At 60.6% G+C, this 20,616-nt stretch carries 23 protein-coding genes; 15 read left to right on the forward strand and 8 right to left on the reverse strand.

Going from position 1 to position 20,616, the window contains the following annotated elements; all coding sequences use genetic code 11:
* Positions 1 to 54 precede the first annotated feature (54 nt).
* Positions 55 to 1,572, forward strand: a complete 1,518-nt coding sequence (locus DSM14862_RS14330) for a YifB family Mg chelatase-like AAA ATPase (RefSeq protein WP_007117993.1) — start codon at positions 55 to 57, stop codon at positions 1,570 to 1,572.
* Here the strand turns inward: DSM14862_RS14330 and DSM14862_RS14335 are convergent.
* From DSM14862_RS14335 to rsmI, 4 genes are all read right to left on the reverse strand, one after another.
* Complete coding sequence (locus DSM14862_RS14335; RefSeq protein ID WP_040700276.1) at positions 1,535 to 2,452, reverse strand: alpha/beta hydrolase; 918 nt, start codon at positions 2,450 to 2,452, stop codon at positions 1,535 to 1,537. The two genes, DSM14862_RS14330 and DSM14862_RS14335, sit on opposite strands and share 38 nt — an antisense overlap.
* Positions 2,449 to 3,384, reverse strand: coding sequence for a glutathione synthase (gshB, locus tag DSM14862_RS14340; protein WP_007117995.1), 936 nt, complete (start codon positions 3,382 to 3,384; stop codon positions 2,449 to 2,451). Before gshB ends, DSM14862_RS14335 begins: the two co-directional genes overlap by 4 nt.
* 106 nt (positions 3,385 to 3,490) lie before the next feature.
* Complete coding sequence (locus tag DSM14862_RS14345) at positions 3,491 to 3,835, reverse strand: YraN family protein (protein WP_243254282.1); 345 nt, start codon at positions 3,833 to 3,835, stop codon at positions 3,491 to 3,493.
* Positions 3,836 to 3,913: 78 nt separating this feature from the next.
* Positions 3,914 to 4,771 (reverse strand): 16S rRNA (cytidine(1402)-2'-O)-methyltransferase, encoded by an 858-nt coding sequence (gene rsmI / locus DSM14862_RS14350; protein WP_007117997.1) that lies wholly within the window; start codon positions 4,769 to 4,771, stop codon positions 3,914 to 3,916.
* 87 nt (positions 4,772 to 4,858) lie between these two features.
* Between rsmI and DSM14862_RS14355 the strand changes: the two genes are divergently transcribed.
* From DSM14862_RS14355 to murJ, 4 genes are all read left to right on the forward strand, one after another.
* Positions 4,859 to 6,040, forward strand: a complete 1,182-nt coding sequence (locus DSM14862_RS14355; RefSeq protein ID WP_007117998.1) for a penicillin-binding protein activator — start codon at positions 4,859 to 4,861, stop codon at positions 6,038 to 6,040.
* Complete coding sequence (locus DSM14862_RS14360; RefSeq protein WP_007117999.1) at positions 6,000 to 8,822, forward strand: [protein-PII] uridylyltransferase; 2,823 nt, start codon at positions 6,000 to 6,002, stop codon at positions 8,820 to 8,822. The genes DSM14862_RS14355 and DSM14862_RS14360 overlap by 41 nt, the downstream gene beginning before the upstream one ends.
* A gap of 127 nt (positions 8,823 to 8,949) precedes the next feature.
* Positions 8,950 to 9,501 (forward strand): CHAP domain-containing protein, encoded by a 552-nt coding sequence (locus tag DSM14862_RS14365; protein WP_040700278.1) that lies wholly within the window; start codon positions 8,950 to 8,952, stop codon positions 9,499 to 9,501.
* A gap of 110 nt (positions 9,502 to 9,611) precedes the next feature.
* Entirely contained in the window at positions 9,612 to 11,153 is a 1,542-nt protein-coding gene (murJ, locus tag DSM14862_RS14370) for a murein biosynthesis integral membrane protein MurJ (RefSeq protein WP_040700279.1), read from the forward strand.
* On the opposite strand, the gene DSM14862_RS14375 is transcribed toward murJ, so the two are convergent.
* Positions 11,150 to 11,836, reverse strand: coding sequence for a rhomboid family intramembrane serine protease (locus DSM14862_RS14375; RefSeq protein ID WP_007118002.1), 687 nt, complete (start codon positions 11,834 to 11,836; stop codon positions 11,150 to 11,152). The two genes, murJ and DSM14862_RS14375, sit on opposite strands and share 4 nt — an antisense overlap.
* Positions 11,837 to 11,910: 74 nt before the next feature.
* Between DSM14862_RS14375 and trpS the strand changes: the two genes are divergently transcribed.
* The 5 genes from trpS to DSM14862_RS14400 all read left to right on the forward strand — a co-directional run bounded on the left by trpS (position 11,911) and on the right by DSM14862_RS14400 (position 16,049).
* Positions 11,911 to 12,927: a tryptophan--tRNA ligase gene (gene trpS / locus DSM14862_RS14380; protein ID WP_007118003.1), complete on the forward strand. Its 1,017-nt coding sequence runs from the start codon at positions 11,911 to 11,913 to the stop codon at positions 12,925 to 12,927.
* Between the two features lie 104 nt (positions 12,928 to 13,031).
* Positions 13,032 to 13,502, forward strand: coding sequence for a VOC family protein (locus DSM14862_RS14385; RefSeq protein WP_007118004.1), 471 nt, complete (start codon positions 13,032 to 13,034; stop codon positions 13,500 to 13,502).
* A gap of 133 nt (positions 13,503 to 13,635) precedes the next feature.
* Complete coding sequence (locus DSM14862_RS14390; protein WP_040700664.1) at positions 13,636 to 14,742, forward strand: class II histone deacetylase; 1,107 nt, start codon at positions 13,636 to 13,638, stop codon at positions 14,740 to 14,742.
* Between the two features lie 9 nt (positions 14,743 to 14,751).
* Entirely contained in the window at positions 14,752 to 15,324 is a 573-nt protein-coding gene (locus DSM14862_RS14395; RefSeq protein ID WP_007118006.1) for a nitroreductase family protein, read from the forward strand.
* Positions 15,315 to 16,049, forward strand: a complete 735-nt coding sequence (locus tag DSM14862_RS14400) for an EI24 domain-containing protein (protein WP_007118007.1) — start codon at positions 15,315 to 15,317, stop codon at positions 16,047 to 16,049. Before DSM14862_RS14395 ends, DSM14862_RS14400 begins: the two co-directional genes overlap by 10 nt.
* Here the strand turns inward: DSM14862_RS14400 and DSM14862_RS14405 are convergent.
* Positions 15,982 to 16,275, reverse strand: coding sequence for a DUF1467 family protein (locus DSM14862_RS14405; protein WP_007118008.1), 294 nt, complete (start codon positions 16,273 to 16,275; stop codon positions 15,982 to 15,984). The genes DSM14862_RS14400 and DSM14862_RS14405 overlap by 68 nt on opposite strands.
* Before the next feature lie 2 nt (positions 16,276 to 16,277).
* Entirely contained in the window at positions 16,278 to 16,682 is a 405-nt protein-coding gene (gene mce / locus DSM14862_RS14410; RefSeq protein WP_007118009.1) for a methylmalonyl-CoA epimerase, read from the reverse strand.
* 126 nt (positions 16,683 to 16,808) lie between these two features.
* Here mce and DSM14862_RS14415 point away from each other — a divergent pair, with 126 nt between their 5' ends.
* Entirely contained in the window at positions 16,809 to 17,528 is a 720-nt protein-coding gene (locus tag DSM14862_RS14415; protein ID WP_040700667.1) for a response regulator, read from the forward strand.
* Between the two features lie 21 nt (positions 17,529 to 17,549).
* On the opposite strand, the gene DSM14862_RS14420 is transcribed toward DSM14862_RS14415, so the two are convergent.
* A complete protein-coding gene (locus DSM14862_RS14420) occupies positions 17,550 to 18,272 on the reverse strand; it encodes a GNAT family N-acetyltransferase (protein WP_007118011.1) in 723 nt (240 codons plus the stop codon).
* Between the two features lie 153 nt (positions 18,273 to 18,425).
* Here DSM14862_RS14420 and DSM14862_RS14425 point away from each other — a divergent pair, with 153 nt between their 5' ends.
* The 4 genes from DSM14862_RS14425 (at position 18,426) to DSM14862_RS14440 (ending at position 20,594) form a co-directional block, all read left to right on the forward strand.
* Positions 18,426 to 18,599 (forward strand): hypothetical protein, encoded by a 174-nt coding sequence (locus tag DSM14862_RS14425; protein WP_007118012.1) that lies wholly within the window; start codon positions 18,426 to 18,428, stop codon positions 18,597 to 18,599.
* Between the two features lie 58 nt (positions 18,600 to 18,657).
* Positions 18,658 to 19,134, forward strand: coding sequence for a hemerythrin domain-containing protein (locus tag DSM14862_RS14430; protein ID WP_007118013.1), 477 nt, complete (start codon positions 18,658 to 18,660; stop codon positions 19,132 to 19,134).
* 112 nt (positions 19,135 to 19,246) lie between these two features.
* Positions 19,247 to 19,879, forward strand: coding sequence for an MT-A70 family methyltransferase (locus DSM14862_RS14435; RefSeq protein ID WP_007118014.1), 633 nt, complete (start codon positions 19,247 to 19,249; stop codon positions 19,877 to 19,879).
* Positions 19,863 to 20,594, forward strand: coding sequence for a BglII/BstYI family type II restriction endonuclease (locus DSM14862_RS14440; RefSeq protein WP_243254285.1), 732 nt, complete (start codon positions 19,863 to 19,865; stop codon positions 20,592 to 20,594). Before DSM14862_RS14435 ends, DSM14862_RS14440 begins: the two co-directional genes overlap by 17 nt.
* Positions 20,595 to 20,616: the final 22 nt, after the last annotated feature.

Raw genomic sequence — 20,616 nt, forward strand, 5'->3', positions numbered from 1 at the left:
TTCCTAAACCCGCCTTGCCTACCGATTAACCATAGCAAGGTGGGAGAATGGGCAATGATATCGCGGGCCTATACGGTCGCATTTCAGGGGGTCGAGGCGCGTATTGTCGAGGTGCAATGCGCGGTCACGGCAGGCTTGCCCGGCTTTTCCATCGTCGGACTGGCGGACAAGGCCGTGTCCGAAGCACGCGACCGGGTGCGCACGGCCCTTAGCGCCATGGCCATTGCGCTGCCGTCGAAACGCATCACCGTAAACCTTTCCCCGGCGGACCTGCCAAAAGAAGGCAGCCATTTCGATCTGCCCATCGCACTGGCACTTCTGTCGGCGCTCGACATCCTGCCAGAGGACATCACGCAAAATGTCGTGGCCTTAGGGGAGCTTTCACTCGATGGAACGCTCATGCCGGTGGTCGGCGCCCTGCCCGCCGCCATGGCCGCCGCCACCCACGACCGCAGCCTTCTTTGCCCCGCGGGCTCGGGGGCAGAGGCCGCTTGGGTCGGCAAAACGCAGGTCATTGCCGCCGCCACCTTAGGCGATGTGGTGCGCCACTATACAGGCCAAGTACCAATCAATCCGGCAGAGCCGGGCGAGGTGCCACTCAACGCAGCGGGCCGCGATCTGCGCGAAGTCAAAGGCCAAGAACGCGCCAAACGCGCCTTGGAAATCGCGGCAGCGGGCAGGCATCACCTGATGTTGGTCGGCACGCCCGGCTCAGGCAAATCCATGCTGGCCGCCCGGCTGCCCGGCATCCTGCCGCCGCTCACCGCGACCGAGGCGCTTGAGACCTCGATGATCCACTCCCTCGCCGGGCTGCTCGACGAAGGCGGCATTTCCCGCAGCCGCCCCTTTCGCGAGCCGCATCACACGGCTTCCATGGCCGCGATCATCGGCGGCGGACGCCAAGCGCGGCCCGGAGAAGCATCCCTTGCGCATAATGGCGTGCTTTTCATGGATGAATTTCCTGAGTTCAACCGCACAGTCCTAGAAACCCTGCGCCAGCCGATTGAGACCGGCGAGGTGATGATCGCGCGCGCGAATGCCCATGTGAAATACCCCTGCCGCTTTATGCTGGTCGCTGCGGCAAACCCGTGCAAATGCGGCTATTTACCTGATCCAGCCCGCGCCTGCGCCCGCGTTCCGGCCTGCGGAGAAGACTACATGGGTCGCATCTCCGGCCCGCTGATGGACCGTTTCGATCTGCGCGTTGATGTGCCTCCGGTCAGCTATACCGATCTCAACCTGCCCCCCAGCAGCGAAGGCTCTGCCGAGGTGGCCGCGAGGGTCGCCGCTGCCCGAACAGTACAGCTGACACGCTATGCAGGGCACGACGGGATGTCGGCCAATGCGGATGCGGCGGGTGAGCTGCTTGAAACTGTCGTCAGCCCGGACGCAGAGGCGCGCGACCTGCTGCTCCGCGCGGCAGAACGCTTTCGTCTTTCTGCGCGTGGCTATCACCGGGTTATGCGCGTGGCGCGCACCATCGCCGATTTGGACGGCGCAGCCGAAGTGCGCCGCCCGCATATGGCCGAAGCGATCAGCTTTCGCCTGCCTGACCCGGCGGCAGGGCGTTGATCCAGTTGGCAAGGGCGCCAAGGGTCGCCCGCGCTTCGGGCAGGTGGTTCTGGAAAAGCGGCCAAACATGCGGCAGATCATGGGCTTCCTCAAAAGTGACGGCCACGCCCGCATCGCGCAACCGCGCGGCGAAGCGGCGGCTATCATCACGGAGGATTTCGCTGTCGCTCACAGTAAGCCAGATTGGCGGGGCACCTTCAAAATCAGCGAACATTGGGCTTGCGCGCGGATGTCTCGCGCTCTGACCTTGAAGATATAGATCCGCCATCTCAGCCGCGCGTGCCGCGGGCAAAAGCACATCGCATTTGGTGTTTTCAACGAAACTGCTACCGGAAAAGGTCATATCCAACAGCGGCGACAACCCAAACACACCTGCAGGCAATGCCGCCCCTTCACGACATAGCTGCGCCAATAGGTCAAAGACTAAGGCGCCTCCGGCGCTATCGCCGCCTATCACGATATCCTGTGCTGAGATGCCCATCTGTCGCAGCGCGTCCCAAGCGGCCCGAACGTCTTGCGCCGGTTTAGGGAACGCCGCCTCCGGCACCCGGTTATAACGCGGCAAAACCGCCCGCGCACCGGTCAATAGGGCCAACCGCGCGACCATAGCGCGGTGGGTCTCAGGACTGCCAAAGACAAAGCCGCCGCCATGGATGTAAAGAATAACGCGGGCTTTCGAATGGTGCTTGGGCGTAAGCCAAAGCGCAGCCCCCGCCCCTGGCAAATCACACCAATCTGAGCGCACACCGCGCGGCCCTCTGAAAAAGAGCCGCGCTTGCATCTCCATCGTAGCCCTCAAAAGCTGCGGGTTTCCCCACGCCAAAAGCGGTTTTTCCGTCAGGCGGAGGCAGCGGTTCAAGAGGTGCTGACGCAGGCTCACCCGCGACGGGCCTCGATTGCCTCCCAGATTTTGCCAGCGATGTTCACGCCATCAAACCGTTCCAATTCCTGTATGCCGGTAGGCGAGGTCACGTTGATTTCAGTCAGATAGTCACCGATCACATCAATGCCGACGAAAATCTGACCTTTCTCTTTCAGCAATGGGCCAATGGCCGCGCAGATTTCAAGATCGCGCTCGGTCAGACCGACCTTTTCGGGCCGCCCACCCACATGCATATTCGACCGTGTTTCACCTTCTGCCGGAACGCGGTTGATCGCGCCCACGGCTTCACCATCCACAAGGATAACCCTCTTGTCGCCCTTTGACACGGCAGGCAAGAATTTTTGAACGATCAACGGCTCTCGCGAGAACCCCGTGAACAACTCATGCAGTGAGGTGAGATTGCGGTCATTGGCGTCAAGCCGAAACACACCAGCGCCGCCATTGCCGTAGAGCGGTTTAAGAATAACATCGCCATGTTTGGCCTTGAACGCCTTGATCGTAGAGAGGTCGCGCGCAATCGTCGTGGGCGGCGTCAAATCTGGAAAATCGAGAACCATGAGTTTCTCAGGGTAATTGCGCACCCAAAAGGGATCGTTGACCACCAAGGTGGTTTCTTTCAGCCGGTCCAGCAAATGGGTAGACGTGATGTAATGCATGTCGAACGGCGGGTCTTGGCGCAACCACACCACGTCGAAATCTGCCAAATCGACCTCTCGTTCCTCCCCGAATTGGGCGTGATCCCCCTGCACGCGCTTTACGGTGAAGTCATACCCCCGCGCCGTGATCCGACCCTCTTGGTAAGCTAAGTGGTCGGGCGTGTAGAAAAACAGTTCATGCCCGCGCGCCTGCGCTTCTTCAGCCAGCCGAAAGCTGCTGTCGGCATTGATATTCACGTCCCCGATCGGGTCCATTTGAAAGGCGATCTTCATCGGAGTCTCCCTGCTGCTTACCTTGGTCGTGACCCGACCCAGACCGACGGTGCAGGCTTGAGGGATCGTTTCCTAGATGGCGTAGCAGGGGCCTATGCGCAATGGGTCAGCCATGGCCAAAGGCGTTTTCGATGATTTCCGTCGCGCCCTGCCCGTCGACAAGTGCCACATCAAACCGCACTTCGGTCAGGCTGCCTGCGGGTTCGCCAGCAAGAAATTCTTCGGCAGAGCGGTAGATACGCTGCATCTGTCGCGATGACAGGCTTTCTGCTGCACGCGCGAAGCTCCGGCTTTGCTTTACTTCGACAAAAATCAGGGCAGCCCCGTCACGAAGAATGAGATCGATCTCTCCAGCGCGGCCACGCCAGCGGCGGCGCGCGATTGCGAATCCGCGTCTTTCGTAATCTTGCGCGATCCTATTCTCGGCAGCGATCCCGGCATGGTAAGCCATGCGCCCCCGCTGGCGTTTGGCCGCAGATCGTGCCGTAACTGTATCACCCTGCGCCATATGTACTGCTCCGACAAATGCCTACTCTTTGCCGAGCGCCAGTGCTGCTTGATAGACCTGTCGCCGGGGCAGACCATGAGCCTGCGCCACCAAATCGACAGCGTCGCGCATCGACAGTTCCTTTAGCGCCCGTTGCAAATCAGTTTCTAGGTCAACTTGTTTAATAGACTCTGAACGCCCCCGATCAATAAGCACGACCACTTCGCCCTTTGGCGCTTGCGCCTGATAGACCTCTGCGAGATTTTCGAGCGTATCGCGCTGAACTTCTTCAAACTTCTTGGTCAATTCCCGGCACATTGCCGCCTGTCGCTCTGCGCCCAGCGCGGTCGCAGCATCCCGCAGCATCGCCCCCAGCCGTTTTGGCGATTCGTAAAATACCAGCGTTCCCGGCACATCGCGCAATTTTTCCAACGCGGCAATACGCGCGGATTTGCTATTGGGCAGGAAACCCGCAAAGAAAAATGCGTCTGTGGGCAAACCGCCCAGCGCCAGCGCAGTCAACACGGCGGACGGGCCCGGAGCGCAGGTCTGCATCACCCCGGCTGCGGCGGCCGCACGGCTCAGTTCAAAACCCGGGTCGGCGATCAGGGGCATCCCCGCCTCAGACGCGTAGGCGACCGATTTGCCCTCTCGGATTGCCGCGATAAGCCGCTCTTGCACGGATGTGCCGCTGTGGTCGTGCAAGGCGATCACCTTGCGCCCGGCAAGGGGGACACCATGGATCTCCATAAGCCGACGCAGGCTGCGGGTATCTTCTGCCGCGAGCACATCTGCCGCGGCAAGTGTGTCAAGCGCGCGCAGCGTAATATCGCGCGCCGTGCCGATTGGGACACCCACAAAGTAAAGTCCCGGGGCTAGCTCAGTTTTAAGGAATTTCAACGCTGGACCCGCCTTTCGCAGTGACTATGATCGCGGCCATGTTCCGGCGACCATCGTCGTCTTGCCACCACCGGGGAGTGAATACAAATGATTGCCTGTTTCCGAGCCTTCCGCAAGAAGATGCAGCTGCTCTTGCTGCCACTCTTTGCGGTCATTCTGGCGGCGTGTCAGCCCGTTGCCATCGGCGGCGCCAATTCTGGCGGCCCGAGCATTGATCCCTCTGCGCCTGTTCCTGTGGCGCTTTTGGTGCCGCGTGGCGGCTCTGCCAGTGATGAGTTGCTGGCCAAAAACCTTGAGAATGCAGCGCGTCTTGCCATGCGTGATCTGGGTGGCGTCCAGATTGACCTGCGGGTTTATGGCACCGCGGGCAATGCCAGCAAAGCTGCCGCCGTTGCCGCGCAGGCGGTGAATGAAGGGGCCAAGATCATCCTCGGACCGGTCTACGGTGAGGCGGCCAATGCCGCTGGTGTGGCCGTGGCCTCCTCAGGCGTTAATGTAATTTCTTTCTCGAATAACCCGACCATTGCAGGCGGCAACGTCTTCGTGCTTGGCCCGACCTTTGCCAACACCGCAAACCGTTTGGTGAGCTTTGCCAAACGCAATGGCAAAGACAAAGTGGTTGTGCTGCATGGCCAAGACCTTGCCGGCCAGCTGGGCCGCGATGCGATCGTGCAGGCGATCAGCGCCAATGGCGCGACACTGGCGGGCACCGTCGACTATGCGCTAAGCCAAGAGTCGGTTGTGGCAGCCGTACCGCGTGTCAAAGCAGCAATTGAAGGCAGCGGTGCGAATGCGCTGTTCCTCACGACCTCTTCGGCCAGTGCCCTGCCGCTTTTTGCAGAGCTTCTTCCCGAGGCGGGCATTCAGTCTGCAACCACGCAATATCTGGGTCTGACCCGATGGGATATTCCACAACAGACACTGGCCCTTCCCGGCGTGCAGGGCGGCTGGTTTGCCCTTCCTGATACAACAGCAACCGGCGCGTTCTCCAACCGCTACAAAGCCGCATATGGCAGCGAGCCACATCCGCTGGCTGGACTGGCGTTTGACGGGATCGCGGCGATTGGGTCGTTGGTAAAGGGCGGCAAATCCAATGCGCTCACTGGCGCGGCGCTGACCCAAGGGGCAGGTTTCCAAGGGGCCAGCGGCATCTTCCGCCTGCGCCGCGACGGGACCAATGAACGCGCACTGTCCGTGGCCACCATCCGCAACAGCCGCGTCGTCGTGCTTGACCCTGCGCCACGTGGTTTTGGCGGGGCTGGTTTCTGAGTTGGACCTAGCGAAACCGACAACAACATCAGGCGCGCGTCGACACCCGCGCCTGATCTGCGCGCCCGAACAAATCTTTGACGATGCCGCCATCTGGAAGGCGCTTTCCCAACTCGACAGCACGCTGGAAGGCGCCGCCCTGCGGGCCGAGATCGTGCCCTTGATCCAAGACGCGCAGCAGGCCGGTCGCAAGGCCATTGCTGCGGGTTTTGCTGAATCGCCTTTCGACGCCCGGGCGATGACCTCCTCCTATACCTATCTCACTGATCAATTGCTGCGCTGCGTATTGCAGATCGCAACGCAAGTGCTGCACCCCAATCCGAACCCGACCGACGGCGAACGGCTCGCGATGATTGGCGTGGGAGGCTACGGTCGGGGCGAGATGGCGCCGCATTCGGACGTCGATCTGCTTTTCCTCATTCCCTATAAGGCAACCGCTTGGTCAGAGAGCGTCATTGAATCGATGCTCTATATCCTGTGGGACCTGAAGCTGAAGGTGGGCCACGCCACCCGCACGATTGAGGACTGTCTACGCCTTGGGGCCGATGACTATACAATTCAGACCGCGCTATTGGAAAACCGTTTTATCGATGGTGACATCGCTCTGGCCCAAGAGCTTTCACAGCGGCTGAAAAGCGATCTCTTCTCCGGGGCGGGAAAAGACTTTATCGAAGCCAAACTGGAGGAGCGCGACAACCGCCACCTGAAGCAAGGTGAGCGCTATGTGGTCGAGCCGAATGTCAAAGAGGGCAAAGGTGGTCTACGCGATCTGCAGTCGCTGTTCTGGATTGCCAAGTTCATTCACGATGTCGACCGGGTCGCCGATCTGGTTGATCTGGGCGTTTTCCGTGCCGATGAATATGACACCTTCCGCGAGGCCGAAGCGTTCCTCTGGTCGGTGCGCGGGCACCTTCACCTGCTCGCCGGTCGCGCGACGGAACAGCTGACCTTTGACATGCAGGTGCAGGTGGCACAGACGATGGGCTATCAGGACATCGGCGGACGCCGGGGCGTCGAGATCTTCATGCAGGCCTATTTCCGCCATGCCACGGCGGTGGGCGATTTGACCCGCATCTTCGTCAGCGGTTTGGAAGCCTCACATATGAAGGCCGAACCGCTGCTTGAGCGCATCTTTCGCCGCCGTCCCAAGATGCGCGAAGGGTTTCAGGTGGTGCACAACCGCATCGCCGTGAAAGACGACCGAGAGTTTCTGCAAGACAAGCTGAACTTGCTGCGCATATTCGAAGAGGCGCTGCGGACCGGCATGTTAATCCACCCCGACGCCATGCGGTTAATCAAAGCCAATCTTGCGCTGATTGATGACGACATGCGCCGCACCCCCGAAGCACGGCGCATCTTCCTTGATCTGCTGCTCAAACACGGCAATCCCGAACGCGCCCTGCGACGGATGAATGAATTGGGCGTCTTGGGCGCCTTCATCCCTGAGTTTGAGCCCATCGTGGCGATGATGCAGTTCAACATGTACCACTCCTACACCGTGGACGAACATATCATCCAATGCATTGCCAACCTCGCCCGGATCGAAAAGGGCGAGTTGGAAGAGGAACTGCCCGTCGCCTCGTCGATCCTGAAACGCGGGGTCAATCGCAAGGTGCTTTACGTCGCACTGCTGCTGCATGACATCGGCAAAGGGCGGCCTGAGGATCACTCAATCATCGGGGCCAAGCTCGCCCGTCGGATCGGCCCACGGTTAGGGTTGAAACGCGATGAGGTCGATACCGTGGAATGGCTGGTACGCTATCACCTGTTGATGTCCGATATGGCCCAGAAACGCGACATCGCCGATCCGCGCACGGTGCGCGATTTTGCCAAGGCGGTGCAGACGGTCAAACGGCTCGACTTGCTGTGCGTGCTGACGGTCTGCGACATCCGCGGCGTTGGGCCAAACACGTGGAACAATTGGAAAGCGGTGCTGATCCGGGCGCTCTATCGCCAGACAGAACGGGCGCTGGAAACCGGGCTTGAAGACCTCAACCGAGAGAACCGGGGGGCGGAGGCCAAAAAGGCCCTGCGCGCCGCGCTTTGCGACTGGCCGCGCAAGCTTTTGCAGCAAGAGACAGCCCGCCACTACCCGCCCTATTGGCAGGGCCTGCATGTCACCGCTCATGTCGCCTTTGCGGAACTGCTGCGCGACATCGGCAATGACGACATCCGCATCGATTTGCACCCTGACGAAGATCGCGGCGCCACGCGCGCCAGCTTTGTCATGGCCGATCACCCGGGCATCTTCGCCCGGCTGGCAGGGGCATTGGCGCTGGTCGGGGCCAATGTCGTCGACGCGCGCAGCTATACTACCAAAGACGGCTTCGTGACCGATGCTTTCTGGATCCAAGACAGCGAAGGCAACGCCTATGAAGCCTCGCGCCTGCCCCGCCTGCGTGACACGATCGAAAAGACCCTGCGCGGTGAGATCGTCGCCCGCGATGCGTTGAAATCCCGCGACAAGGTCAAGAAACGCGAACGTGCGTTCAAGGTGCCGACCCATATCACTTTCGACAATGAAGGCTCGGAGATTTATACGATCATCGAAGTCGATACCCGCGACCGGCCCGGCCTTCTTTATGACCTGACCCGTACCTTGGCCGCCTCAAACGTCTATATCGCCAATGCGGTGATCGCGACCTTTGGCGAACAGGTGGTCGATACCTTCTACGTCAAAGACATGTTCGGGCTGAAATATTATACCGAAGCCAAACAGCGGACCTTGGAAAAACGTCTGCGCGAAGCGATTGTCGCGGGGGTACAGCGGGCCGAGGGTTAGGTTCCACGCAGCCAGCCTTACCGGCAGATTTTCGCCGCCCGGAATCTCGGCGCTTTGCTTTTCATGTCGGATCCTCAAAATCCCATGCAACCCGGCACCAGCGCGGGATTTCGTACTTGAGGGACATATGAGCGTTACACGTGCAGCACTGCCGAACCGGAGCCTTATGGCTCTTTGCGCCACACTTCTATTGACAGCGGCCTGCGCCAAAGCGCCTGACGTGCCCGAAAGCTTTGATTTTGGCGGCTTGAACCCCCAGCGTCACTTCATGGCCGTGCAAACCGCCAAGGACATGCGCGCCAAGGGTCAACGCGTTTGGTGCGTGCCCTTTGCCCGCAATGTCAGCGGCATTCAGATTCGCGGCAACGCGGAAACGTGGTGGGACAAGGCCAAGGGGCTTTATCCGCGCGGTGATGAGCCGGTGGTCGGCGCGGTTATGGCGTTTAGCGGAACTAGCTCTCTGCCCATGGGGCATATCGCCGTCGTATCTGATGTCGTCTCGCCGCGCGAAATCAAGGTGGATCACGCCAATTGGAAGCGCAATCAAGTCTCTCTGAAGATGGCCGTCATCGACGTGTCGGACAGCAACGACTGGTCCGCGGTCCGGGTCGAAAGCCAGCCCGGCGCCTTTGGCAGCACCTATCCTGTTAACGGCTTTATCTACCCGACCGGCGGATAAGCGTTGTACCGCCAAAGCGGGGTAAGCGGCCCATCAAGGCCAATCACCCCGCATTGCACCGGATGAGCCGCCGCGCTAGGGATCACCCAGCGCAACCTAAGGCTCTCCCAATGAAACCTATTCGTCTTATGTCCGGCTTCTTTACCGTTGGGGTCTGGACCCTGCTGAGCCGCGTGCTTGGCTTCCTGCGCGAGGTGCTGCTGCTGTCGCTCATCGGCCCCGGCCCGGTGATGGACGCCTTTGTCGCGGCCTTCCGTTTGCCCAATATGTTCCGCCGTTTCTTTGCCGAAGGCGCATTCAACGCGGCTTTCGTGCCGATGTTCGCGAAAAAGTTAGAGGGCGAGGAAGGGGCCGGGAAATTTGCCCGTGACGCTTTCAACGGGTTGGCACTGGTGGTGCTCGCGCTGACAGCCTTGGGCATGATCTTTATGCCCGGTCTGGTCTGGTTGACCGCCGAAGGTTTCGTCGGAGACCCCCGGTTTGACATGACGGTCGCCTTTGGCCGCATCGCCTTTCCCTATATCCTGTGCATGTCTCTTTCGGCGCTGTTCTCGGGCATACTGAATGCCACCGGGCGCTTTGCCGTGGCCGCGGCTGCGCCGGTGTTGCTGAACATCTTTGTCATCGCTGCCATGACATTCGCCGCCCTCACAGGGGGCGATGTGGCGCTTTGGCTGATCTGGTCGATCCCACTAGCCGGTGTCGCCCAACTGGCGCTAACATGGCGTGCGGCGGCCGAGGCGGGTTATCCGTTGCGGCCCACACGCCCACGCTGGACGCCAGATATGCGGGCGATGATCGTCATCGCCCTGCCCGCCGCGCTTGCCTCTGGCGTGATGCAGATTAACCTCGTGGTCGGGCAACTGGTCGCCAGTCAATATGACAAAGCCGTCTCATGGCTCTTTGCCGCAGACCGTCTGTACCAATTGCCCTTGGGCGTTGTGGGCATCGCAGTGGGCATCGTGCTGCTGCCCGACCTGTCGCGTCGTTTGCGCGCCGGGGACAACGACGGCGCGCAGACCGCGCTTAGCCGCGCGGCAGAGATTTCGCTCGCGCTGACCATCCCTTCGGCAGTGGCCCTGATGGTCATACCCTTCGCGCTGGTCACTGTGTTGTTCGAGCGCGGCGCCTCTGGCGTCGATGACACCGCAGCGATTGCAACGGCGGTGATGATTTACGGCCTCGGCCTGCCGTCCTTCGTGCTGCAAAAGATCCTGCAACCGGTCTATTTCGCGCGCGAAGACACCCGCCGCCCCTTCTACTACGCCGTGGTCGCCATGGTGGTGAATGCAGCCCTCGCCGTTGGTCTTGCGCCCTTCATCGGCTGGATCGCCCCGGCCGTTGCGACCACGCTGGCAGGCTGGACGATGTTTGCCTGCCTGGCCATCGGTGCGCGCCGATTTGGCGGTGCGGCCAAGTTCGACGCGCGCTTCCATAAACGCATCTGGCGCATCCTTATCGCCTCTGCGGCGATGGGCGTCGCACTCTGGCTGGGCAACGCGGCACTGCAACCGATGCTGGGTCTGCCATGGTGGCGTGGGCTGGCGCTGGTGATGCTTCTTGCAATTGCCGCGATCAGCTACTTCGGCATCGGCCAATTGATCGGCGCCTTCCGCCTGTCCGAGTTCAAAGGCGCAATGCGGCGCGGTTAACGCTGCTGCAACCGCGCCCTCAGTCGCGTCCATTCCCCGGGCGCGACTAGAAAGCTGAGGCCAAAGCCACAAAAGAACCCAGCCAGTTCTGCGACCCACAAAAATCCGGTCTCAAAGAAGATACCCCAAAACAGCTGTAGCCCCATCAGAAGGGCGATCAGCGTGAACGCCTGATACTGTGGCCCGCCCGAGCCCAAAAGTCGCCGCCACATTACAAAACTATACCCGCCAATCAGCCCATAGACACTGGGATAAGACCCAGCCAGCCAGACCGGGTCGTTCAACAGCGCCCCATAAACCAGCGCGCCGCCAATGCCCGACATCACGAAGATCACCACAAAGGCCAACTGCCCCATCGCCTCGGCCACCAACTTACCCAAGGCCAAAAGCAGCACCACGGCAAAGATCGCATGGGTAAAGCCCAGATGGATGAACGGATAAGTTACGAAGCGCCAGATATGCTCAACCGGGAACTGCCCCGCGCCAATCATCGCGTCAAAGATCAGCCCGGAAAAGCCATAGTCGCGCACCAGCCCTAGCCGCCAGCCCACGGCACCAGGGCCGCCAACCAGCCCAGCCTCGGCCAGTGACAGCACCACCTCGACCCCGGCGATGGCCAAAAACAGCACAACAACTGCAGGCGGCAGCGGGTTCACGGGGGGTTGGAAATCAGGGTCTTGCATGGGCGCTCCTTGACGGGGTTCGCGGCCAGAAGTAAGCCTGCCGCGCAAGACTTTCCAGCCCAGAGGTGCGTCCCATGTCCGAGACCCAATTCACCCCGCGCGTGTTTTCCGGCATTCAGCCCTCGGGTGACCTGCATCTGGGCAACTATCTGGGCGCGCTCAAACGCTTTGCCGATGCACAGGAACAGGGCGTTCAGTCGATCTACTGCATGGTCGATCTGCACGCGATCACGGTCCCGCAGAAACCCGAAGACCTCAAGAAAAGCACCCGCGAACTTTGCGCTGGCTTCATCGCCTCGGGCATCGACCCCGAGAAATCCATCCTGATCAACCAAAGCCAAGTGCCCGAACATGCGCAGCTCGCATGGGTGTTCAACTGCGTCGCGCGCATGGGCTGGATGGGCCGTATGACCCAGTGGAAAGACAAGGCCGGCAAAAACGCCGAAGCCGCCTCACTGGGCCTGTTTGCCTATCCCGCGCTGATGGCCGCCGACATCTTGATCTACCACGCGACCCATGTGCCGGTGGGCGAAGACCAGAAACAGCACCTCGAACTCACCCGCGACATCGCGGCGAAGTTCAACCACGACTACGGCGTTGATTTCTTCCCCCTGACCGAGCCGGTCATCGAAGGCGCCGCAACCCGCGTTATGTCTCTGCGCGACGGGTCCAAGAAAATGTCAAAGTCCGACCCCTCTCCCGCCAGCCGCATCAACCTGACCGATGACGCAGACACGATCGCCAAAAAATTCCGCAAGGCGAAAACCGATCCCGACGCCCTGCCGTCCGAGGCCGAGGGCCTGAAAGATCGCCCCGAAGCGCGCAACCTCGTCAACATCTACGCCGCCCTCAGCGATCAATCTATCGATCAAGTCTTGGCCGACGTCGGTGGCCAGCAATTCGGCACCTTCAAACCCGCGCTGGCGGATCTGGCTGTCTCCAAGCTGGGCCCGATCACCGCCGAGATGCAGCGCCTGATGGCCGATGAGAGCGAGATCGACCGCATCCTCGCCCGCGGGGCCGAGCAAGCGCGTGAGATCACCGCGCCGATCCTCAAACGCACCTATGAGATCATCGGCATGGTCGGCTGAACGTTTGGGGCTGCGCGCAAACCCGCACAGCCCCCCTGCTTTTCTGCGCAGTTGCCGCTGCCCCTTTTCGCGGCCATTTTGGCGCAAAGCGAAAGGACAAAGCGATGACCCACCCCACCATCGGCCATGTGCACCTCAAGGTCGCCGACCTTGACCGCGCCATTCACTTCTACAGCGATCTTCTGGGCTTTGCCGTGACCCAACGCTACGGCGATCAGGCGGCCTTTCTCGGCGCGGGCGGCTATCATCACCACATCGGCCTGAACACCTGGGAAAGCGCGGGGGCCACACCGCCGCCGCCGGGCCATACCGGGCTCTATCACAGCGCCTTTCTCTACCCCGACCGACAGCAATTGGCGCGCGCCCTGCGCCGAGTACTTGATGCAGGCATCAAACTCGATGGCGCCGCCGATCACGGCGTCAGCGAAGCGGTCTACCTGCGTGACCCTGACAGCAATGGGGTCGAACTCTACCGCGACCGGCCACAAACCGATTGGCCAGTTGATGAACAGGGCGGCTTAAAAATGGTCAACCGCCCGCTCAATGTTGCCGCCCTGCTGGCCGAAGCAAACTAACAGCCCATCCCTTCATCCTTTTAAAAATACCGAATCCCACCTTCTCATCTTTACGAACCACCCGCGTTCATCCCTGCCGCGATGGACAATTCCCCTTCGCTGCGACAGGTTCGCTTTAAAAGGGAGAAACATGATGACGACGGGCTTTTTCTGGGACGAACGCTGCTTCTGGCATGCAGGCGGGAACTACGCTTTCACCATGCCAGTGGGCGGGCTGGTGCAGCCTTTGGCCGCTGGCGGCCTGCCGGAAAATCCCGAGACCAAGCGCCGGATGAAGAACCTTATGGAGGTGACGGGCCTCTTCGCCGAACTCGACACCCGCAGCGCTGCCCCGGCCGGCCGTGAAGCGCTGGCACGGGTGCACCCCGAAACCTACCTTGATGAATTCAAACGCCTCTCAGACGCGGGCGGTGGAGAGATGGGCCATGCGGTCCCCTTTGCCCGTGGCGGCTATGAACTTGCGACGCTGTCGGCCGGGCTGGCCATAGAGGCGGTGGGTGCCGTGGCGCGCGGCGATCTCGACAATGCCTATGCGCTCAGCCGCCCGCCGGGGCATCACTGCCTGCCTGACCTGCCCAACGGCTTTTGCCTCTTGGCCAATATCGCCATCGCCATTGAGGCGGCACGGGCCAAGGGGCTGGCCAAACGTGTCGTCGTGCTGGATTGGGATGTCCACCACGGCAATGGGACAGAGGCGATCTATTACGACCGCGACGACGTGCTGACGATCTCTCTGCATCAAGAAGGGAACTACCCGACAGACACCGGCAGCGTCGCAGATCGCGGGCGCGGGGCGGGAGAAGGCTATAACATCAACCTGCCGATGCACGCAGGCTCAGGCCATACCGCCTACCTGCACGCGATGGACCGCGTGGTGATCCCCGCGATCGAGGCTTTCGGCCCCGACATGATCATCGTTGCCTGCGGCTATGATGCGGCAATCGTCGACCCGCTGGCCCGAATGCAGGCCACCGCCGCCACCTTTGCCGAGATGACCAAGCGCATCCGCGATACCGCAGATAAGGTCTGCGGTGGCAAACTGGTCCTCGTGCACGAAGGCGGTTATTCCGAAGCCTATGTCCCCTTCTGCGGCCATGCCACGATCGCCACTTTGGCGGGCAGCAAGATCGATGCCCCCGATCCAATGGCCCGTGCCCTGCACGCCCGCCAACCCTCGCCCGCCTTTGACGCCTTCCTGCGCCAGTCGATTGACGATATGGCGCGGCAACTGGACCTGTAAGAGACCCAAATGCCGACACCTGATCCCACCGCCCTCGCCTTTCTGCAAAACCGCCGCTCGCGCCCTGCTAAGACTCTCTGCCTGCCGGTCCCGGACGCCGAGGCCCTCCGCCCCCTTCTGACCGCCGCCGCGCGCACGCCGGATCATGGCAAGTTGGAGCCATGGCGCTTTGTGGTCATCGACCGCACAGCAATGACGCGATTGGCCGAGGTGGCTGAGAAACGCGGCGCGGCCCTTGGCCTCGCGCCAGAGGACATCGCCAAGGGCCGTGGCCAGTTCGACCAAGGCAACCTTGCCGTCGTGGTGATTGAGGTGCAAAAACCCTCACCCAAAATCCCGCCACTAGAGCAGACCTACTCCGCCGGGGCCGTGTGCCTTGCGCTGCTCAACGCGGCGCTTGCCGCAGGCTGGGGCGCGAATTGGCTCAGCGGTTGGCCAAGCCACGACCGGGGCTTCATGGAGGAAGGCTTTGCCCTCGCCCCGCATGAGCGCATCGCGGGTATCATCCACATCGGCACCGAAACCACCGCCCCGCCCGAGCGTCCGCGCCCGAATATCGACGAGATCACCACATGGCTGTAAGCGCAATCCTGCGGTCCTTTAGCCGCGCGCTTAGCCAACTGGGCGATTCGCGCTTTCGCAAGGTGGTTCTACTGGGCGTCGGCCTGTCGCTGGCGCTGCTGATCGCGGCCACAGCGGGCTTTGCCTATCTGGTGGACTGGGTCACGCCCGACGACGTATGGCTGCCCGTGCTAGGCGAGGTAAACTGGCTCGACGATCTGCTCAGCTGGAGCGCCCTGATCTTACTGATGGTGCTCTCGGTCTTCCTGATGGTGCCCGTCGCCTCGGCGATTACGTCGATATTTCTGGATGATGTGGCCGATGCGGTGGAAGAGGTACACTACCCACATCTGCCCCCGGCCCACCGCGTCAGCATGGGCGACGCGTTCCGCGACACGGTTAACTTCATGGGCGTGCTGGTGGGGGCAAACCTGTTGGCGCTGGTGCTTTACTTGCTGTTCGCCCCGGCAGCGCTGTTCATCTTTTGGGGGCTGAATGGCTTTTTACTGGGGCGCGAATATTTCACCCTCGCCGCGCTGCGCCGGCATGGGCGGGACGAGGCGAAACGCCTGCGCCGCCGCCACGCGGGCACGATCTGGATGGCCGGGGTCTTGATGGCGGTCCCGCTCTCGGTGCCGCTGCTGAACCTGCTGATCCCGATCCTAGGGGCGGCGACCTTTACCCACCTGTACCATGTGTTGGTGCCGCATTCGGATGCAGCCAGCCTTCGATATCCGCCACGCTGATCCAGCCCGACAGAATGATCGTGGCGCAGATCGCCCAGATGATTGCAGCGACCAGCGTGGTCCAAAGCGCCTTGCGCCCTAGGTGATGCTGCGCCGGAGCGCCTGCATGGGTGCCGGGAACAACTTCGCCTGCATCGCCCTGGGTTTGCACCCGGATCGGCAGGGCAACCATGAAGGTCATCGACCAAATGACCGCAAAGAGCACGAGGCCCGAAACGATGCCCATGCTCAGACCTCCTCAAGCTCGACGAGCGCGCCGTTGAAGTCTTTGGGGTGCAGGAACAGCACTGGCTTACCATGCGCGCCGATCTTCGGCTCGCCCGTGCCGAGCACACGCGCGCCGATGGACTTCAAATGGTCGCGCGCGGCGATAATGTCATCAACCTCATAGCAGATGTGATGGATGCCACCGGCCGGGTTTTTCTCTAAAAAGCCGTTGATCGGGCTGTCGTCGCCCAAGGGATGCAGCAATTCAATCTTGGTGTTCGGCAGTTCGATGAAGATCACGGTCACGCCGTGGTCTGGTTCGGCCTGCGGTGCGCCGACCTTCGCGCCAAGCGCATTGCGGTACTGATCCGCCGCGGCGTCGAGATCCGGCACGGCGATGGCCACATGGTTAAGACGTCCGATCATCCTGAATGCTCCTCGTGTTTCGCCCGCTTTATGCCCGCCGATCGGATGAACAACAATGCGTCACGTTAACGCGTCGTTAGCCAACGCGGCGTAACCATAGTGCAGGAGATGCTGTTGGAGGCGATCATGGACGATACCGACCCCTTTGCGAAAACGACCCTTGCACCCACGGCGGAACGACCGCTCTTGGGGCTCACTGTTCTTGTGGTGGAGGATAGCCGCTTTGCCTGTGAAGCGATGCGCCTGCTCTGCCTGCGTTCCGGTGCGCGGATCAGGCGCGCGGATAGTTTGCGCTCTGCCCGGCGCCATTTGCAGGTCTACCGCCCCTCCGTGGCACTGGTAGACCTTGGCTTGCCGGACGGCAGCGGGCTGGACCTGATCGCCGAGCTTACCCAAAGCATACCGCGGGTTGAAACGATCATCGCCATCTCAGGCGACAGCCATATGGAGCCTGATGCCCGCGCTGCCGGAGTCGATGGATTTATCGCGAAACCGATTACGTCGCTGTCATCCTTTCAGCAGGCCATTCTCAAGACCCTCCCCGAAGAACGCCGCCCCGTGGGGCTGCGCGTCCTCCCGGATGAGGATGTCACCCCGGACCAAATAGGGTTTCAAGATGACATCGCCCATATCGCCGGCGTACTCGGCGGAGAGCCTGATGAACTCACGCTCGATTATGTCGCGCAATTTCTCTGCGGTGTTGCCCGATCAGCGAATGACCTACGGCTAGAGGAAGCGGCGAGGGCCTTGGCGCATAAACGCGCATTGGGTAAACCGGCGGGTCCAGAGGCCGCAACCATTGCTGGAATGATCCAAATCCGGCTCTCTGAAAAAATTGCGATTTAACAGGGCCAGCAGGCTGGCCACCTAAAGGGTCGGATCGTTTGCCACGCGGACGAGGCGGGTGAGGTCGCCAAGCCGTTCCTTCTGTTTTCCCTGCCCGTCAAAATTACTGGGCGCCAGCCACGCCTCAAACGCCTCTTTCAACGCAGGCCACTCTGCATCAATCGCGGCGAACCAAGCGGTGTCGCGGTTGCGCCCCTTTACGATCGTGGCCTGCCGAAAGACGCCCTCATAGCTCAACCCCAACCGCTGCGCCGCGCGACGCGAAGGGTGGTTCAGCGCATCACACTTCCATTCAAACCGCCGGTAGCCTACTTCAAAGGCCCATTTCATCATCAGAAATATCGCCTCTGTCGCCGCTGGGGTGCGCTGCAGGGCGGGACTGAAATTGATATGGCCGACCTCGATACTGCCCGCCTCGGGATTAATCCGCAGGAAGCTTGCGACGCCCACCCATTGATCCTGTGCAAGGTCTTTGACCGCAAGAAAATAAGGGTCAGCTTTCCCCTCACTGTCACGCACCCAGCGGTGATACTGCGATGCCGACGAGAATGGCCCATAGGGCAAATAATCCCAAACGTGATCTTCGCCAACATAGGCACGGTAGAGCAATGCTGCGTGGCGCTCTGCTGAGAGCGGCTCCAACATCACATACCGCCCCGCGAAAACCTCACCGTCGGGCCGTGGGGGCTGCGCCCAATTCTTGATAACGGGCCCGACAGGGCGTTCGGCTAATCTGTTGCTCATAGGCAAAGTTATGCACCGCCCCCCGCGGCCCGCAAGGTGAATATCCCTGATTTAATCGCCATTGATCCCAGTCTCGGCATTCGAGTTACACATTCATGCCACATTCAACCTTCAGCATCATGCTGAGACCAAACCGTGCCCCGGGAGGGTGAAATGAGCCAGAACCACGCCAAAGACATCGCAGGGGTTGAAACGCCAATCGATTGGATTGTCGTGGGCGCAAATGTTCTTGGGTTGGTAATCGTCATTCTTGCGGCATTTAACGCCCAAGCCGGTGGGCTGTTTCAACAAGTCGCCAGCCAATCGGCCATAGGTACAGTCTTTTAAGCCGGGAACCCGCCCGTCCCTGCGGCGTTACCCACAGGTAACACAAAAGGATTTCCCCATGCCCTCAATTTATGACGCGATCAAAGAAGATCACGATGAACACCGCACGCTGCTCAACACCATTGCCGATACCGAAGGCGACAGCGCCGAGCGACGGGATGCTTGGGATCGTTTTTATCACGATGTAAAATCTCATGCCGCGGCAGAGGAAGAGACCTTTTATTCCAAGCTGATGTCGGAAACTTGGGGCCAAGATCACGCGCGCCACTCGGTCCATGAGCACCAGCAACTTGACGACCTGATGGAAGAGTTGCGCGAGACTGACATGTCATCTTCAGCGTGGCTGACTCGCTTCAAGAAGCTTAAGCATGATTACGAACACCACATGGACGAGGAAGAAGACGAGCTTTTCACCCGCGCCAAGAAGGTAATCGGCGAGGAACAGAATGATGAATTTGGCGACAAGTTCCTGATGCGGAAGGAAAAGGAAGCCCAGCTCATCGAAGAAAAGCGCGAAGACAGTCTTGAGGATTGACCCAAGCCGGTCGCGCCTGCTAGATGTGTTCCCTTAACGTTCTTGTGGATATCCAGCCCCTATGGGCAGGTTGCGGTTGCAAGAAAGCCCGAGGAAACGCAATATATTGGATATGAGCGATAATCCATCACAAGACCTACGCGACTTTCTGGGCAAAGACCGGTTTGGCTGCGTCATGGCGGACCCGCCGTGGCGCTTCACCAATCGCACCGGCAAGGTCGCACCCGAGCACAAGCGCTTGGCCCGTTATCCCACGATGACGGTGGATGACATCTGCGCCCTGCCCGTGGCCGACCACCTTGAAGACCGCGCGCATTGCTACATGTGGGTGCCAAACGCGCTGCTGCCCGAAGGGTTGCAGGTGCTCAAGGCGTGGGGATTTGAGTATAAATCCAACATCATCTGGCACAAAATCCGCAAAGATGGCGGCAGTGACGGGCGCGGTGTGGGTTTCTATTTCCGCAACGTGACCGAAATTCTGCTTTTTGGCGTGCGCGGCAAGAACGTGCGCACATTGGATGCAGGACGTCGCCAAGTGAATATGATGCAAACCCGCAAACGTGAGCATTCGCGCAAACCGGATGAGCAATATGATCTGATCGAAAGCTGCTCCTGGGGCCCCTACCTCGAACTGTTCGGGCGCGGTGTGCGGGACGGTTGGACCGTTTGGGGCAATCAGGCCGAGGCGGACTACAAGCCCGATTGGAAGACCTACAGCTACAATTCCAGTGTCGCGGCTGAGTAATCTGGCGCGGCGCATCGACGATGCAGTATTCGACAGCGAATGGCTCGTCGAAGACCTGCTGCCTGCCGATCTGCGCGACCGCTACTCTGTCACCAGCTACCGCAGCGCCGCTGCCGTATTGCAACAGCGCGCGCCGGAAGAACTGGCTGCGATCATCCGCGTGCTGCGTCAGTTCACCATCAGCCGCAGCGAAATCCGCGCGCCGGGCGGCAACCGCATGTCAGCGACGACCCGTTTTGCGGAGTATGCCGCGGCAGAGAATTTTCACGAAGAGGTGCGGATCAAGGCCGACCTGCTGGTGCAATTGACCGCCGGAAAAGGCGACAGCGCCCCCGAGGTCGATCGCATCATCCGCGAGGATTTCATTCACAACCACATGGTCGATTTCTGGCGCGCGCGCGTGGCCTTTGACTATGAATGGAACAGCAAAGACCAGACCTACGACCGCGACCTCTATGCCTTTCGCAGTTTTTTCGAGGCTGGCGTAATCGACGTAGGCGTGATCGTGACGCGCGAATTGTCGAACGATTTCTTCAAATCTCTCGGCAATTGCTTGGATAAGTTCGGCAATGAGACCGACAAAACCGTGAGCGCGAAGTTCGGTGCCAGCACCACCGGCACCCATAAGCTCATCAGTCGCATAGCTGCCGGTCGCAGTGGCGGTTGCCCGGTTCTGGTGCTGGGCATCCTACCGGGCAATATCACCCCCGACTGAGGCGGGGGTGACGTGTTATTTA

The organism is Sulfitobacter indolifex, from assembly GCF_022788655.1.
Lineage (GTDB): Bacteria > Pseudomonadota > Alphaproteobacteria > Rhodobacterales > Rhodobacteraceae > Sulfitobacter > Sulfitobacter indolifex.

Coding starts and splice junctions, on each gene's coding strand:
- DSM14862_RS14330 (WP_007117993.1), top strand. CDS start 55: ATGATATCGCGGGCCTATACGGTCGCATTTCAGGGGGTCGAGGCGCGT.
- gshB (WP_007117995.1), bottom strand. CDS start 3,384: ATGAAGATCGCCTTTCAAATGGACCCGATCGGGGACGTGAATATCAAT.
- DSM14862_RS14345 (WP_243254282.1), bottom strand. CDS start 3,835: ATGGCTTACCATGCCGGGATCGCTGCCGAGAATAGGATCGCGCAAGAT.
- DSM14862_RS14355 (WP_007117998.1), top strand. CDS start 4,859: ATGATTGCCTGTTTCCGAGCCTTCCGCAAGAAGATGCAGCTGCTCTTG.
- DSM14862_RS14365 (WP_040700278.1), top strand. CDS start 8,950: ATGAGCGTTACACGTGCAGCACTGCCGAACCGGAGCCTTATGGCTCTT.
- murJ (WP_040700279.1), top strand. CDS start 9,612: ATGAAACCTATTCGTCTTATGTCCGGCTTCTTTACCGTTGGGGTCTGG.
- DSM14862_RS14375 (WP_007118002.1), bottom strand. CDS start 11,836: ATGCAAGACCCTGATTTCCAACCCCCCGTGAACCCGCTGCCGCCTGCA.
- trpS (WP_007118003.1), top strand. CDS start 11,911: ATGTCCGAGACCCAATTCACCCCGCGCGTGTTTTCCGGCATTCAGCCC.
- DSM14862_RS14385 (WP_007118004.1), top strand. CDS start 13,032: ATGACCCACCCCACCATCGGCCATGTGCACCTCAAGGTCGCCGACCTT.
- DSM14862_RS14390 (WP_040700664.1), top strand. CDS start 13,636: ATGACGACGGGCTTTTTCTGGGACGAACGCTGCTTCTGGCATGCAGGC.
- DSM14862_RS14395 (WP_007118006.1), top strand. CDS start 14,752: ATGCCGACACCTGATCCCACCGCCCTCGCCTTTCTGCAAAACCGCCGC.
- DSM14862_RS14400 (WP_007118007.1), top strand. CDS start 15,315: ATGGCTGTAAGCGCAATCCTGCGGTCCTTTAGCCGCGCGCTTAGCCAA.
- DSM14862_RS14405 (WP_007118008.1), bottom strand. CDS start 16,275: ATGGGCATCGTTTCGGGCCTCGTGCTCTTTGCGGTCATTTGGTCGATG.
- mce (WP_007118009.1), bottom strand. CDS start 16,682: ATGATCGGACGTCTTAACCATGTGGCCATCGCCGTGCCGGATCTCGAC.
- DSM14862_RS14415 (WP_040700667.1), top strand. CDS start 16,809: ATGGACGATACCGACCCCTTTGCGAAAACGACCCTTGCACCCACGGCG.
- DSM14862_RS14420 (WP_007118011.1), bottom strand. CDS start 18,272: ATGAGCAACAGATTAGCCGAACGCCCTGTCGGGCCCGTTATCAAGAAT.
- DSM14862_RS14425 (WP_007118012.1), top strand. CDS start 18,426: ATGAGCCAGAACCACGCCAAAGACATCGCAGGGGTTGAAACGCCAATC.
- DSM14862_RS14430 (WP_007118013.1), top strand. CDS start 18,658: ATGCCCTCAATTTATGACGCGATCAAAGAAGATCACGATGAACACCGC.
- DSM14862_RS14435 (WP_007118014.1), top strand. CDS start 19,247: ATGAGCGATAATCCATCACAAGACCTACGCGACTTTCTGGGCAAAGAC.